The following is a 14775-nucleotide window of genomic DNA, read 5'->3' on the forward strand; positions in this document are numbered from 1 at the left end:
GAACTTTCCCTCTCAGCCCAGCAGGACGTCGTCGTCGCCGAGGCGCTTCAGCTCGCGGTACAGGATCGCGAGGCCGGTGACGATGGCGGCGGCGGACACAACGGCGTCGACCAGCTGGAGCGTGTCGTTCTCCGTGCGGGCCCGGCGGGCCTGCTTGATGACGCTGATGGCACCGAAGGCGGTGGTGCCGATCGACAGGTAGGTGCCGGACTTCGACTTCTTGAAGCCCTTGGCCTTGGACAGTGCACTCACAGGGACGGAGCCTCCTCCAGCAGCGGGTGACCCCAGCGGGCGACGAAGGCCGCCTCCACGGCGGCGCCCACCTTGTACAGGCGGTCGTCCTTCATGGCCGGGGCGATGATCTGCAGTCCGACCGGGAGGCCGTCTTCCGGCGCCAGGCCGCAGGGCAGCGACATGGCGGCGTTGCCGGCCAGGTTGGTCGGGATGGTGCACAGGTCCGCGAGGTACATAGCCATCGGGTCGTCGGCGCGCTCGCCGATCGCGAAGGCGGTGGTCGGGGTCGTCGGGGAGACGATCACGTCCACGCTCTCGAAGGCCTTCTCGAAGTCCTTCGTGATGAGGGTGCGGACCTTCTGGGCGGAGCCGTAGTACGCGTCGTAGTAGCCGGAGCTGAGCGCGTACGTGCCGAGGATGATGCGGCGCTTGACCTCGGGGCCGAAGCCGGCCTCGCGGGTCATGGCGGTGACGTCCTCGGCGGACTTGGTGCCGTCGTCGCCGACGCGCAGGCCGTAGCGCATGGCGTCGAAGCGGGCCAGGTTGGACGAGGCCTCGGACGGGGCGATCAGGTAGTACGCGGCCAGCGCCAGGTCGAAGGACGGGCAGTCCAGCTCGACGATCTCGGCGCCGAGCTCCTTGAGGAGCTCCACGGACTCGTCGAAGCGCTGCACGACACCGGCCTGGTAGCCCTCGCCGCGGAACTGCTTGACCACGCCGACGCGCATGCCGGCGACGGAGCCGTTGCGGGCCGCCTCGACGACCGGCGGGACCGGGGCGTCGATGGAGGTGGAGTCCAGCGGGTCGTGGCCGGCGATGACCTCGTGGAGGAGGGCCGCGTCCAGGACCGTGCGGGCGCAGGGGCCGCCCTGGTCGAGGGAGGAGGAGAAGGCCACCATGCCGTAGCGGGAGACGCCGCCGTAGGTGGGCTTGACGCCGACCGTGGCGGTGACCGCGGCGGGCTGGCGGATGGAGCCGCCGGTGTCCGTGCCGATGGCGAGCGGGGCCTGGTACGAGGCGAGGGCCGCGGAGGAGCCGCCGCCGGAGCCGCCGGGGATCCGGGTGAGGTCCCACGGGTTGCCGGTGGGGCCGAAGGCGCTGTTCTCGGTGGAGGACCCCATGGCGAACTCGTCCATGTTGGTCTTGCCGAGGATGACGACGTCGGCCTCCTTCAGCTTGCGCGTGAGGGTGGCGTCGTACGGCGGGATCCAGCCTTCGAGGATCTTCGAACCGACGGTGGTCGGGACCCCGACGGTGGTGAAGATGTCCTTGAGGGCGAGCGGCACGCCGGCCAGCGGGCCCAGCTTCTCGCCGGCGGCGCGCTTGGCGTCGACGGCCCGGGCCTGGGCGAGCGCGCCCTCGCGGTCGACGTGCAGGAAGGCGTGCACCTTCTCGTCGACGGCCTCGATGCGGGCCAGGTGGGCTTCGGTGACCTCGACGGCCGTGAGCTCGCCGGAGGCGATCTTCTCGGCGGTCTGGGCGGCCGTGAGCTTGACGATCTCGGTCATGTGATTAGTCCTCCCCCAGGATCTGCGGCACCTTGAAACGCTGCTGCTCCTGTGCCGGGGCGCCGGAGAGCGCCTGCTCGGGGGTGAGCGAGGGACGGACCTCGTCCGCGCGCATGACGTTGGTCAGCGGCAGCGGGTGGGAGGTCGGCGGGACGTCTTGGTCGGCGACCTCGGCGACGCGGGCGACCGCGCCGATGATGTCGTCCAGCTGTCCGGCGAAGTGGTCGAGCTCGTCTTCGGCCAGTTCCAGACGTGCCAGCCGAGCGAGGTGGGCGACCTCCTCGCGCGTGATGCCAGGCATGCAGCGATCCTCTGGGGTGAGTGTGTAGTTTCGGCCCCAATCCTATGGGGCGGGGCCCCGGACCCACGAAACGGTAAACCCTCGGCCGGGCCGGTACCCGCCGCGCAGCGGGCCGGGGTCCGCTGCGCGGCGCTCCTCCCCACCCCGCCCCTTCCCGAAACCGGGGCTCCGCCCCGGCCCCCGCGGGGCTCCGCCCCATACCCCTCGGGGCTCCGCCCCAGACCCCGTGGGGCGCCCCACAACCCGCGCGCCGAAGCCCCACCAGGGGCGCGGGTAACTGCGCGATCCGCCGCGGCGGACCCGGCCCGGGTCACGGGGCGGGCGTGTCCGTGAGTTCTGCGGTGATGTCGGCCGGCCGGCGCCAGCCGCGTTCGCCGCGGGCCAGGAGCCAGGCGGTGGCCTCCTGCGGGGGCATGGCCGCGGCGACCAGCCAGCCCTGCACCGCATCGCAGCCCAGGTCCCGCAGGCGCTCCCAGGTCTCGTCGTCCTCGACGCCCTCCGCCACCACCAGCAGGCCCAGGGAGTGGGCGAGGTCTACCGTGCAGCGGACGATCTCCGCGTCCTGGGCGTCCACCGCCAGGCGCGCCACGAAGGAGCGGTCGATCTTCAGCTCGCTGACCGGGAGGCGGCGCAGGTGGACCAGCGAGGAGTAGCCGGTGCCGAAGTCGTCCAGGGACATCTTCACGCCGTGGCCGGTCAGCCCGGCCATGGTGTCGGCGGCCCGCTGCGGGTCCTCCAGGAGGACGTGTTCCGTTATCTCGAGCTGGAGGGCGCCCGCCGGTACGCCGTGCCGGGCGAGCCGGGCCGCGACGGCGCCGGCGAAGCCCGGGGTGTGGACGTCCCGTGGTGAGACGTTGACGGCGACCGGGACCTTGAGGCCCTGGGCGCGCCAGCGGGCGACCTGGGCGAGGGCGGTCTCCAGGACGTACTCGGTCAGGTGGGGCATCAGGCCGGAGGTCTCGGCGATGGCGATGAACTCGTCCGGGGAGACCCGGCCGCGCTCCGGGTGCACCCAGCGGACCAGCGCCTCCAGGCCGGCGACCTGGCCGTCGAAGCGGACCTTGGGCTGGTAGTGGAGCTCGACCTCGCCCGCGTCGAGGGCACGGCGGAGGTCGCCGAGGAGCCCGAGCCGGTCGGGGGTGTTGCTGTCCCGCTTGGACTCGTAGACCTCGACGCCGGTACGGTCCCGCTTCGCCTGGTACATCGCGACATCGGCCCGGCGCAGCAGGCCCTCGGCGTCGAGGGCGTGGTCGGGGAAGACCGCGAGGCCGGCGCTGGCCTCCAGGACGAGGGTGAGTCCGTCCAGGTCGAGCGGGGAGCCTAGCTCGGCGACCAGGTGGCGGGCGACCCGCTGGGCGCTGGTGGTGGAGTCGGTGGCGGGGAGGAGGACGGCGAACTCATCGCCGCCGAGGCGGGCGACCTCCGCCTCCTTCGGCAGGGCCTGCCGCAGCCGCTCGGCGATCTGGAGGAGCAGCCGGTCCCCGGCGAGGTGGCCGAGGGTGTCGTTGACCGCCCGGAACCGGTCCAGGTCGATCAGCACAAGAGCTGACCGGGTGCCCAAACGTTCAGCCTCGTCCAATGCGGTCCAGGCCCGTTCCAGCAGCCACTGCCGGTTGGGCAGTCCGGTGAGCGGGTCCCGCAGCTGTTCCTCGGCGCGGGCCCGGGCGATCCACAGGGTGGAGTCGAGGGCGATCAGCGGGACCGCGAAGAGCGGCAGGAGCACCGGCTTCGTGACGGCGACCACGCAGATCAGCGGGGCGATCCCGAGCAGGGCGACCGCGACTAAACCCTGTCGCAGCAGGGCGGTACGGGCGACCGTGGGCAGCCCGCCGCCGCGCGGGGCCAGCGCCAGCCAGAGCAGCACCCGGGTCACCGCCAGGTAGGCCAGGGCCGCCAGGATCACCTCGGGGACGGCGGCGGGGCCCCATTCCCCGGGGCCCCAGGGGGACTCCACGGTGGGTGACTCACCGACGGCGGCGAGGACCAGGGCTCCCGCTCCGATGCCGAGGATGTCGGCCGAGCCGTGCAGCACGCTCTGCCGCCAGCGGTGCCGGCGGGCCGCGCCGACCAGCGCGACCACGGCCAGCGAGACCAGACCGGCGGTGATCCACCCGTAGAGCAGGAGGACGGCCAGGGTGAGGGCGGCCCCGGATCCGGTGCCGCCCCACCAGCGGTCCCGGCCGAGGGCGACCAGGTGGCCGACGATGATGCCGGTGAGCAGGGCCAGCGCCCAGCCCACGCTGCCGCCCGGGAACAGGGCATGACGGTTGGTCAGGACCCCGGCCAGGCCGATGAGGAGGACGATGCCGGCCGAGGCCACGATGGCGAGCGGCAGCGCGGCGCGCCATCCGGAACCGACGGCGGCCGTGCCGTCGTCCAACGGGTGGGTGTGCGGCGTCCTGGATCTCAGGATGCCGAGCCGGCCCGTCCGTACGGACGGGAGTTCCCCGCCGAAATCAGGTGACGGGTCGGCGCTTTCGGTGGGTTTCATGCCCGTCCCTCTCACAGCCGGCAATGCCGATGCCACGCGATGGCCCCGATGTCATGCCATCACGGCCGGCATCGCACCACGCAGCCGTGCACGACAGGCGCACCCCTCAACAGTAGGACGCGGGAGGCTCCCAGGGGCAGCGGTCGGCGGCGGTTGCCCGAATGCGACCCAGCCATCCTCATCAGTACGGTATCCGCCGAACGGGTGAGAACGGACTGCGGGCCCCCCGTCACCCGTCCGATGATCCGACAGGTCACCGCCCTGTGGCCAGCCCCCTGCCGGCCGTTTGCCACCGCCGGGCGCGCCCGGCGTGCGCCCGCCCGGGCAGCCGCACGCCACGCATCCGTTCGCCTTCGCGACTCCCCCGTGCGGGTCCTACTCCGTGGCGCCGGAATCCTCCACCGGGAGGGCAGCCTCGCGGGCCGCTTCCGGTCCTTCCGTCAGCAGCACTTCAAATCCTGCGTCGTCGAGCACCGGCAGCTTCAACTGCATGGCCTTGTCGTACTTCGACCCGGGGTTGTCGCCGACCACGACGAAGGAGGTCTTCTTCGACACCGAGCCGGTCACCTTCGCGCCGCGGCTCTGCAGGGCCTCCTTGGCGCCGTCCCGCGTGTGGCTCTGCAAAGTGCCGGTGACCACCACGGTCAGACCCTCCAGCGGACGCGGACCCTCCTCTTCCCCGGAGGACTCCTCCTCCATCCGGACCCCCGCCTCCCGCCACTTGCGGAGGATCTCCTGGTGCCAGTCGACGGCGAACCATTCCTTCAGCGAGGCGGCGATGATCGCGCCGACCCCGTCGGTGGCCGTCAGCTCCTCCTCGGTCGCCTGCTCGATCCGCTCGATGGAACGGAACTCGCGGGCCAGTGCCTCGGCGGCGACCGGGCCGACATGACGGATCGACAGGCCGTTGATGATCCGGGCCAGCGGGCGGGACTTCGCGGCCTCGATGTTGGCGAGCATGGCCAGGGTGTTCTTCTTCGGCTCGCCCTCCTGGTTGGCGAAGACCGTGACGATCTTCTCCTCGCCGGTCTTCGGGTCCCGCTTGGGCAGCCCGCTGTCCGGGTCCAGTACATACGCCTTGATGGGCAGCAGCTGCTCGACCGTCAGGCCGAACAGATCGCCCTCGTCGAGCATCGGCGGCTCGGCCGGCTCCAGCGGACGGGTCAGCGCGGCGGCGGCCACCGCACCGAAGTTCTCGATGTCCAGGCACTGCCGGCCGCCCAGGTAGAACAGCCGCTCACGCAACTGGGCCGGGCAGCTCTGCCCGTTGGGGCAGCGGAGGTCGATGTCGCCCTCCTTCATCGGCCGCAGCTCCGTCCCGCACTCGGGGCACTGGGCCGGCATCACGAACTCCCGCTCGGTGCCGTCGCGCAGGTCCACCACCGGGCCGAGGATCTCCGGGATCACATCGCCGGCCTTGCGCAGCACCACGGTGTCCCCGATGAGCACGCCCTTGGCCTTGACCACCTCCTGGTTGTGCAGGGTGGCGAACTCGACCTCGGAACCGGCCACCGTCACCGGTTCCACCTGCGCGTACGGGGTGACCCGGCCGGTCCTGCCGACGCCCACCTTGATGTCGATGAGCTTGGTGTTGACCTCTTCCGGGGCGTACTTCCAGGCGATCGCCCAGCGCGGGGCGCGCGCCGTGGAGCCGAGCCGGCCCTGGAGCGGGATCTCGTCGAGCTTGACCACCACCCCGTCGATCTCGTGCTCGACCGAGTGCCGGTTCTCGCCGAAGTACTCGATGAACGCCCGGACTTCCGCCAGGGTGCCGACGACGCTGTTGTGCCGGGCGGTGGGCAGGCCCCACTCGTGCAGCAGCTCGTACGCCTCGGAGAGCCGGCCGATGTCGAAGCCCTCGCGGGCGCCGAGGCCGTGCACCACCATGTGCAGCGGGCGGGTCGCGGTGACCTTCGGGTCCTTCTGGCGCAGCGAGCCGGCCGCGGCGTTGCGCGGGTTGGCGAAGGGCTTGTCACCGGCCTCGACCAGGCGGGCGTTGAGCTCCTCGAACTTCTCCATCGGGAAGAAGACCTCGCCGCGGATCTCCACCAGCTCCGGGATCCGGTCACCCTTGAGGCGGTCCGGGATCTCCGCGATCGTGCGCACGTTCGGGGTGATGTCCTCGCCGGTGCGGCCGTCGCCGCGGGTGGCGGCCCGGGTGAGCCGGCCCTTCTCGTAGGTGAGGTTGACGGCGAGGCCGTCCACCTTGAGCTCGCACAGGTAGTGGAAGGCCGAGGAGCCCACGTCCCGGGCGACCCGGTCGGCCCAGCCCGAGAGCTCCTCCTCGTCGAAGGCGTTGTCCAGGGACATCATGCGCTCGCGGTGCTCGACGGAGGCGAAGTCCGTCTCATACGACCCGGCCACCTTCTGGGTGGGCGAGTCGGGCGTGCGCAGCTCCGGGTACTGCTCCTCCAGCGCCTCCAGGGAGCGCAGCAGCTTGTCGAACTCGGCGTCGCTGACGACCGGCTGGTCCTTCACGTAGTACCGGAAGCGGTGCTCCTCGACCTGCTCGGCCAGCAGCTGGTGCTGCTCGCGCAGCTCCGCCGGTACCGTCTCCTGCTGTTCGGCTGCCATGCCCCTGATCCTCCCGTTTCGATCACTCAGGGTTGTCGGCGAGCGACCTCGCCGCCCTGACGCAGTGCGCCTGCACCGCGCGGGCATAGGCGGGCGAAGCGCCCGCCAGACCGCACGACGGGGTGACCACCACGGACTCGGCCAGAGTCCCCGGGGCCAGCCCCAGCCTGCGCCAAAGCTTCCTGACCCCCATGACGCTACCGGCAGGGTCCGACAACGGGGCGTCGGTGCCCGGCACCACTCCGGCGAAGAGTTTCGTACCGCTTTCGACGGCCTCGCCGATGGCGTCGTCCTCGCGCTCGGTAAGCAGCGAGAAATCGAACGACACGCCCGTCGCGCCCGCCCGCCGGAGCAGGGCGAAGGGGACGTCGGGGGCGCAGGAGTGGACCAGCACCTCGCCGTCGGTGACGGCGAACAGGTCCCGCAGGGCGCCCTCGACCACCTGCCGGTCCACGGCCCGGTAGGTGCGGTAACCGCTGGCGGTCTTCACCTGTCCGCGCAGTACGGCGGTCAGCGAGGGCTCGTCGAACTGGAGCACGATCTCCGCGCCGGGGATGCGTTTGCGCAGGTCGGCGAGGTGGTCCCGGAGGCCTTCGGCGAGCGAGCCGGCCAGGTCCCGGCAGGCGCCGGCGTCCTGGAGCAGGGCCTCGCCGCTGCGCAGTTCCAGCGCCGCGGCCAGCGTCCAGGGACCCACGGCCTGGACCTTGAGCCGCCCCTGGTACCCCTGGGTGAACTCCTCCAGCGCGTCGAGGTCCTCACCCAGCCAGGACCGGGCCCGCTTGGTGTCCCGGCCGGGCCGGTCGCTGATCCGCCAGCCGCTGGGCTCGACGTGCGCGAACAGGTCGACGAGCAGGCCCAGGGACCGGCCGATCATGTCGGCGCCGGGGCCGCGGGCGGGCAGTTCGGGCAGGTAGGGGAACTCCTCGAAGGTCCCCGTGACGGTCTTGGCCGCCTCGCGGGCATCGCCGCCCGGCAGCGAGCCGACTCCGGTGGCTGCGCCGCCGCTCATCGGCCGGGCCGCACGGTCAGGTCGTTGACCTCGGCGTCCCGGGGCAGGTCGACGGCCATGAGGATGGTGGTGGCCACCGACTCCGGGTCGATCCAGGCCTGCGGATCGTAGGCCTTGCCCTCCTGGGAGTGCACCTTGGCCTGCATGGGGGTGGCGGTCCGGCCCGGGTACACGGAGGTGACCCGCACGCCGTTGGCCCGCTCCTCGCCGCGCAGGGAGTCGGCGAGCGCCTTCAGTCCGTGCTTGGAGGCGGCGTACGCACCCCACTCGGGGTGGGCGTTCAGTCCGGCGCCGGAGTTCACGAACACCACCTGGCCCTGGGCGGCACGCAGGGAGGGCAGCAGCAGCCGGGTGAGCTCGGCGGGGGCGATCAGGTTGACGTTGAGCTGCTGGTGCCAGGTCTTGGGGCGCAGCTCGCCGACCGGGCCGAGGTCGACGATCCCGGCGATGTGGAGGAGGGAGTCGAGGCGGTCGGGCAGCGCCTGGTGGGAGAACGCCCAGGAGATCCGGTCGGGGTCGGCGAGATCGGCGACGAGGGCGCGGGCGCCGGGGTAGCGGGCGGTGAGCTCCTTGCCGCGGGCGGCGTCGCGGGCGAGCAGGATGAGCTCGTCGCCGCGGGCGTGCAGGCGGTCCGCGACGGAGGCGCCGATGCCGGAGCCGGCACCGGTGATGAGGTGAGTAGCCATGGCCCCATGCTCGCACTCCGGCCGGGCCGGGCCCGGGGGACCTCGTTCCGTACGCACGGCCTGCGGGGCGGAACGGTCCCCGCGCGGCGGCCTCCTGGCGCGGGCGCCGGCCCTGCGGGGCGATTCCCCCACCCCGCCCCTTCCCGAAACCGGGGCTCCGCCCCTGACCCCGTGAGGTGCCCGGGCTCCGCCCGGCACGCCCGTTGCCGGGGCTGGGCGCCGGGCCCCGATCACCGGGCTCCGCCCCGGACCCCGTGAGGTGCCCGGGCTCCGCCCGGCACGCCCGTTGCCGGGGCTGGGCGCCGGGCCCCGTTCGCGGGGCTCCGCCCCGGACCCCCGGCGGGACGCCCGTACGACCCCGGAGGCGGTGGCCTCCGGGGTCGTGCCGGGCCTGGCAAGGGCGTCAGCCCGCCAGGTAGGCCCTGGTGAGGGTGATCTCGGACTTGTTGCCGCGCTTGTCGACCGTCACGCCGCGCAGCGAAACGTGCCCGCCCTTCGCCGGGTTCTGCACGGTCACCTTGCCCGCCCGGACCGGGAGGGTCTGCCAGGTGTAGCCGTCGTCGTACGAGGCCTGGACCGTCAGGGAGGCCAGGTTGGGGCCGGCCGCCGGGCCCTGGACGGTGACCGGGATCTGGACCGTACGGCCCGCCGGGGAGGTTCCGGTGAGCGACAGTTCAGGGGTGAAGCGGACCACCGACGCCGGCAGCTGGGTGGGTTCCGCGGTCTGCTTCGAGCGGAACCACCAGGTCGCCGTCACCTTGGTGGAGGTGCCGGAGACCGTGGCGGGCACCGTGGTCTTGGTGACCAGCTTGTACGAGGCCTCGGCCGCCGGCACCTCGAAGGGGTCGGCGTCCCGGAGCTCGGTGTCCCGGCTGCCGGCCACCACGCCGTTGCGGTAGAGCACCGTGCTGCCCGTGGCCAGGAAGGACGCGCCGTTGTGGCCGGCCCCGTCGGCGAGCAGCGGCAGGGTACCGGTCAGCCGGTTGCCCTCGCGGTGGACGCCGAGCACGCCGGCGGTGTCCATGTGCGGGCCGAAGACGGCTGCGTTGTAGCGCTCGCGGTAGCTCTTGCCGCCCTGGTAGCTGCGCTGCCCGTCACTGAGGTAGACCGCCTCGTCGATCGGCCAGCCGTTCTCGTCGGTGCCGCCGGTCTGGCTGAAGATGGTCTCCCAGGTGGCCCCGTCGAGGGTGGACAGGTGGAGCTTCGCCGTGGCCGGGAGCGGCCTCGGGATGGTGATGCCGCTCGCCCCGGTCGGGTCGGGCAGCCAGCCGAGGACGGTCAGGCCGCCCTTTTTGCCGGTCACCGAAGCGCCCTGTTCCACCGAGACGGTGGCCAGGTCGGCGGCCTTGAGGTGCCGGGTGTAGCCGGTGGCGAGCCGGGTCACCGGTCCGCCGAGGGCGGCGTGGTACTCCTGGTCGGCGCCGTCCTGCCAGTGCGCGTCCCACTGCTGGACCAGGGTGCCGGCCGGTGCGGCCGGGCCGAGGTGCCGGGTGCGCAGCGGCGCGTAGGAGTCCAGCCACCAGCCGAAGCCGTACGAGTGGTCGCCGACCCGTACGTCGTAGGTGGGGGTGGCGAAGGTCTCGACGGCGGTGCGGGAGGGCACGGTGACGGCGACCGGCTTGGCGGCGCGCGCGTCGACGGTCACCGTGGTGTTGCCGGTGACGTCCAGCTTGGGCTGGGCGAGCCAGTCGAGGCCCTGGGTGACGTCGTCCGGGTCGGCCACGATGTTGGAGTTGAGGAGGTAGCCTCCCTTGGGCACCCGGATGGTGAGGGTGCCGGACTCGTCGTGCTGCTGGTACCGCTTGCCGGCGGCGAGGCCGGTGGTGCCCAGCACCGTGGTGCCGTAGTTCGCGGTCGCCTTGCCCTTGCGGTCGAGGTGCTTGACCGTCAGGTTGTAGGACTCGACCTCGCGTTCCACGGCGATGGCCGTACGCGTGCTCTGGCCGCCGCCGGCCGCGGTCGCGGTCGCGTACGCCGTGTAGGTGCCGTCGACCTGGCCGCCGAGCCGGGTGTTCAGGGTGAGGTTGACCGAGGCGGTGCCGCCGGCCGGGACGGTCACCTGGGCGGCGTCGGCGGTGAGGAAGCCGGCCGGGGCGGGCTTGCCGTCGGGGCCGGTGGCGGTGACGGCCACGTCGAGGGTGACCGGGGCCGTGCCGAGGTTGCGGTAGCCGAGCTTCTTCGCCTCGGGCGTGTCGTCGTGGTGCGGCCACGGTTGTCCGGCGAAGGCCAGCGAGACGGGTTCGGCGATCACGGACTGGCCGAGGGCCTTGTCGACCGCGATGCGTCCGCTGCCCTGCTGGAAGGGGGTGTACGCGCCGGGCTTGGTGGAGGCGGTGAGTACGCCCTTGAGGTCGGCGCCGGTCCACGCGGGGTGCTGCTGCTTGAGCAGGGCGGCGGCGCCGGCCGCGTGCGGTGCGGCCATGGAGGTGCCGGAGATGGTGAGGTAGCCCTCGGGGCTCTGGCCGACCTCGCGTTCGATGACGCTGCCCGGGGCGGCGGCTGCGGTGGTGTCCACGCCGGGGGCGGTGACATCCGGTTTGACGGCGCCGTCGCCGATGCGCGGGCCGATGCTGGAGAAGTCGGCGAGGGCGTCGCCGTCGTCCACCGCGCCGACGGTGAGGGCCGCCTGGGCGCTGCCCGGGGAGCCGATGGTGCCGGCCCCGCCCTGGCCGCTGTTGCCGGCCGAGATGGCGAAGAGCACGCCCTTGTCGGCGGAGAGCTTGTTCACGGCCGTTTCGAGCGGGTCGGTGTCGGGGCCGTCGGGTCCGCCGAGGCTCATGTTGATGACCTGGGCGCCCTGGGCGACGGCCCATTCCATACCGGCGAGGATGCCCGCGTCGTCGCCGGAGCCGGAGTCGTCGAGGACCTTGCCGTTGAGGACCTTGGCGCCGGGTGCCACGCCCTTGAATGCGCCGCCCGATTTGGCGCCCGTACCGGCGGCGATGGAGGCGACGTGGGTGCCGTGGCCGAACCGGTCCTTGGCGTCCGGGGCGGCGGAGAAGTTCTGTTCGGCGACGACCTGTCCGGCGAGGTCGGGGTGGGTGGCGTCGACACCGGTGTCGAGGACGGCGATCTTCACGCCGGTGCCGTCGTATCCGGCGGCCCACGCCTTGTCGGCGCCGATTTGCTTGGTGCTCTTGTCCAGGTGGGCCTTGCGGATGCCGTCGAGCCAGATGGTGGCGATGCCGGCGGCGGTGGCGCGGCGGCCGGTGCCGGCCTGGGCGTCGGTGAGGGTCTCCCAGAGGGCGGCGGCCCGGTCCGGGCTCGCGGTGACGGCTTCGGCACCCAGGGACGGGAAGGTGCGGCCGACCTCGGTGCCGCCGGTGGCGCGCAGGTCTGCCTTGGCGGCGGGGGCGGCTCCGCCCTCGTACCGGACGATCAGCTTCAGGCGGTCGCCTCGGGCCTTGCGGTATTCGGGGCGGCTGAGTTCGGTGAGGTCGAAGAGGCGGGCGTCGAGCCGGCCGGCCTCGATCAGACGCTGGGCGTCGAAGGGGACGACGCTGGTACGGCCGTTCTGGCGCTGCGTCGAAACGGGTATCTTCTCGCGGCCCTTGGCCGGCCGGAAGCCGACCGGGTTGCCCTTGGCGTCGACGGTGACCCGGTCACCGGTGATCAGGGTGAGGTGGGTGAGGGCCCGGGAGGTTTGCTGCCGTTCCTTGGCCGCGAACGGCTTGGGGGTGGCTGCGGGTGCGGATGCGGATGCTGCTGCGGAGGGTGTGGTCAGGCCCGCCGCGAGCGCGAGGGCGGCGGCTGCGGCTAACGCCGCCGCCCCCGTACGCCTGTTGCGATGTGAAGGCACGTCAATTCCCCCTGGAAAAGGCGTTATCGCCCGCCGGGACGGATCTCGTCCCGCGGAAGGCGAGTATCACCCGGGTCTGACGTGTGATCAACCATGCGTCGGGACAAGGTCGTTGGGACGGAAGGTGCGGCGGTAGGCATTCGGGGAGACACCGAGAGAGGTCCGCATGTGGGCGCGCAGCGAATTCGCGGACCCGAATCCGGCACGGTGTGCGACCAGATCGATCGGCAGGTCGCTGGTTTCCAGCAACTGCCGGGCCAGTTCCAGGCGCTGGGCGGTGAGCCACTGGACGGGGGTCATGCCGACCTCGTCGCGGAACCGCCGGGTGAAGGAGCGCAGGCTCATCCGGGCGTGCTCGGCGAGCTCGGCGAGCGAGAGCGGTTCGCCGAGCCGCTCCAGGGCCCAGGCGCGGGTGGCGGTGGTGGAGGCGACGGTGGGTTCGGGGACCGGGCGGTCGATGTACTGGGCCTGGCCGCCGTCGCGCCACGGCGGTACCACGCACAGCCGGGCGGCGCGGTTGGCGACGGTGCTGCCGTGGTCGCGGCGGATCAGGTGCAGGCAGAGATCGACCCCGGCGGCCACCCCGGCCGAGGTGAGGACGTCGCCGTCGTCGACGAAGAGCACCTCCTCGTCGAGCCGGACCCGGGGGAAGGCCCGCTGGAACTCCTGCGCCTTCAGCCAGTGGGTGGTGGCGGGCCGGCCGTCCAGCAGGCCGGCGGCGGCGAGCACATAGGAGCCGGTGCAGATGGAGACCAGCCGGGTGCCGGGCCGGATCCCGGCGATCGCGGCGGCGAGCTCCGGGCCGAGGGGGGCGCCCTCGGCCAGCTCGTCCATGGCATGGGTGGGCGGGATGATCACGGTGTCGGCGGCGGCGAGCGCTTCGGGGCCGGCGGAGACGGTGATGCCGAAGCCCGCGTCGCTGGTGACGGGCTGCCCGTCGGCGGTGCAGACGGTCACCTCGTAGAGCGGCCGGCCCTCGGCGTCGTAGGCGTTGCCGAAGACCCGGGACGGGATGCCGAGCTCGAACGGGGGGACGCCTTCGAGGGCGAGGACGGCCACCCGGTGGACGGCTTGGCTGTGTGCAGACTCCGTGGCCAGATCCATGGCCAGATCCTGACACATGCTGGCCGTCCGGCCAACACTGCGGGGCGGCTCCGCCGCCGAAGCTGGTGCCATCAGCAGCACCGACCTGAGGAGAAACACCATGCGCGCCGTCGTCGTCAGCCAGTGGGGCGGGCCCGGGGTACTGACCGAAACCGAGCTGGAGCGGCTCGAGCCGGCCATGGGAGAGATCCTGGTCCGGGTGCACGCGGCCGGGGTGAACCCGGTGGACTGGAAGACGCGGGCCAGCGGGGCGCTGATCCCGTGGGGGCCGGTTCCGATGGTCGGCTGGGACGTGTCGGGGGTGGTCGAGGCGGTCGGCCCCGGTGTGACCCTGTACCGGGAGGGCGACGAGGTCTTCGGCATGCCGAGCTTCCCGCGGCAGGCGGGCGGTTACGCGGAGTACGTGACTGCGACCGCGCGGCACTTCGCCCGTAAGCCGGCCTCCCTGACCCATGTGGAGGCCGCCGCCCTGCCGCTGGCGGCGCTGACCGCCTGGCAGGCCCTGGCGGACACGGCGGAGGTGCGGCCGGGCCAGCGGGTGCTGGTGCATGCCGCGGCGGGCGGCGTGGGGCACTTCGCGGTCCAGATCGCCAAGGCGCTCGGCGCGTATGTGATCGGTACGGCCAGCGCGCCCAAGCACGGGTTCCTGCGCTCGATCGGGGCCGACGAGGTGATCGACTACCGGAGCACGGACTTCGAGGACGCGGTCGCCGAGGTGGACGTGGTGATCGACGCGATCGGCGGCGACTACGGGGCGCGCTCCCTGAAGGTGCTGCGCCCCGGCGGCCGGCTGATCACCCTGAACGGGCCGGACGACGTGCCTGTCGGCGGCGGGGACCACCGGACGGGCTGGATGCTGGTCGAGCCGGACCTGGCGGGCCTGAACGCGATCGCGGCGCTGGTGGAGGAGGGCAGGCTGCGGCCGGCGGTGGACACGGTGCTGCCGCTGGCGCAGGCGGCCAAGGCACACGAACTCGGCGAACAGGGCCGCACCACGGGCAAGATCGTCTTGACCGTGGCCTGAGCGGCGGCGTGACCGGCCGCGGGCCACCGGCCGCAGGAAGGGGGC

General features: G+C 72.8%; 10 protein-coding genes. 1 reads left to right on the forward strand and 9 read right to left on the reverse strand.

Going from position 1 to position 14775, the window contains the following annotated elements; genetic code table 11:
• Positions 1-12: 12 nt before the first annotated feature.
• From DEJ50_RS10035 to DEJ50_RS10075, 9 genes are all read right to left on the reverse strand, one after another.
• Positions 13-252, reverse strand: coding sequence for a hypothetical protein (locus DEJ50_RS10035; RefSeq protein ID WP_150207212.1), 240 nt, complete (start codon positions 250-252; stop codon positions 13-15).
• The gene (gatA, locus tag DEJ50_RS10040) at positions 249-1742 is read right to left on the reverse strand and encodes an Asp-tRNA(Asn)/Glu-tRNA(Gln) amidotransferase subunit GatA (RefSeq protein WP_150207213.1); all 1494 of its coding nucleotides are present in this window, start codon (positions 1740-1742) and stop codon (positions 249-251) included. The genes DEJ50_RS10035 and gatA overlap by 4 nt, the downstream gene beginning before the upstream one ends.
• 4 nt (positions 1743-1746) lie before the next feature.
• Positions 1747-2043: an Asp-tRNA(Asn)/Glu-tRNA(Gln) amidotransferase subunit GatC gene (gene gatC, locus DEJ50_RS10045; protein ID WP_150207214.1), complete on the reverse strand. Its 297-nt coding sequence runs from the start codon at positions 2041-2043 to the stop codon at positions 1747-1749.
• A 310-nt stretch (positions 2044-2353) separates the two neighbouring features.
• The gene (locus DEJ50_RS10050; protein ID WP_223837684.1) at positions 2354-4534 is read right to left on the reverse strand and encodes a putative bifunctional diguanylate cyclase/phosphodiesterase; all 2181 of its coding nucleotides are present in this window, start codon (positions 4532-4534) and stop codon (positions 2354-2356) included.
• Between the two features lie 375 nt (positions 4535-4909).
• On the reverse strand, positions 4910-7108 hold the full coding sequence (gene ligA / locus DEJ50_RS10055; protein ID WP_150207215.1) for an NAD-dependent DNA ligase LigA: 2199 nt from the start codon (positions 7106-7108) through the stop codon (positions 4910-4912).
• Between the two features lie 22 nt (positions 7109-7130).
• A complete protein-coding gene (locus DEJ50_RS10060) occupies positions 7131-8117 on the reverse strand; it encodes a methionine synthase (protein ID WP_150207216.1) in 987 nt (328 codons plus the stop codon).
• A complete protein-coding gene (locus DEJ50_RS10065; protein WP_150207217.1) occupies positions 8114-8803 on the reverse strand; it encodes an SDR family oxidoreductase in 690 nt (229 codons plus the stop codon). Before DEJ50_RS10065 ends, DEJ50_RS10060 begins: the two co-directional genes overlap by 4 nt.
• A 403-nt stretch (positions 8804-9206) precedes the next feature.
• Positions 9207-12602, reverse strand: a complete 3396-nt coding sequence (locus DEJ50_RS10070; protein WP_150207218.1) for a S8 family peptidase — start codon at positions 12600-12602, stop codon at positions 9207-9209.
• An 87-nt stretch (positions 12603-12689) separates the two neighbouring features.
• Positions 12690-13706, reverse strand: coding sequence for a GlxA family transcriptional regulator (locus tag DEJ50_RS10075; RefSeq protein ID WP_150207219.1), 1017 nt, complete (start codon positions 13704-13706; stop codon positions 12690-12692).
• A gap of 100 nt (positions 13707-13806) precedes the next feature.
• Between DEJ50_RS10075 and DEJ50_RS10080 the strand changes: the two genes are divergently transcribed.
• Positions 13807-14730 carry an NADP-dependent oxidoreductase gene (locus DEJ50_RS10080; RefSeq protein ID WP_150207220.1) on the forward strand — a complete coding sequence of 308 codons (924 nt, stop codon included), beginning with the start codon at positions 13807-13809 and terminating at the stop codon, positions 14728-14730.
• Positions 14731-14775: the final 45 nt, after the last annotated feature.

The organism is Streptomyces venezuelae (genome assembly GCF_008642295.1).
GTDB lineage: Bacteria > Actinomycetota > Actinomycetes > Streptomycetales > Streptomycetaceae > Streptomyces > Streptomyces venezuelae_C.

Coding starts and splice junctions, on each gene's coding strand:
- gatA (WP_150207213.1), bottom strand. CDS start 1,742: ATGACCGAGATCGTCAAGCTCACGGCCGCCCAGACCGCCGAGAAGATC.
- gatC (WP_150207214.1), bottom strand. CDS start 2,043: ATGCCTGGCATCACGCGCGAGGAGGTCGCCCACCTCGCTCGGCTGGCA.
- DEJ50_RS10050 (WP_223837684.1), bottom strand. CDS start 4,534: ATGAAACCCACCGAAAGCGCCGACCCGTCACCTGATTTCGGCGGGGAA.
- ligA (WP_150207215.1), bottom strand. CDS start 7,108: ATGGCAGCCGAACAGCAGGAGACGGTACCGGCGGAGCTGCGCGAGCAG.
- DEJ50_RS10060 (WP_150207216.1), bottom strand. CDS start 8,117: ATGAGCGGCGGCGCAGCCACCGGAGTCGGCTCGCTGCCGGGCGGCGAT.
- DEJ50_RS10065 (WP_150207217.1), bottom strand. CDS start 8,803: ATGGCTACTCACCTCATCACCGGTGCCGGCTCCGGCATCGGCGCCTCC.
- DEJ50_RS10075 (WP_150207219.1), bottom strand. CDS start 13,706: ATGGATCTGGCCACGGAGTCTGCACACAGCCAAGCCGTCCACCGGGTG.
- DEJ50_RS10080 (WP_150207220.1), top strand. CDS start 13,807: ATGCGCGCCGTCGTCGTCAGCCAGTGGGGCGGGCCCGGGGTACTGACC.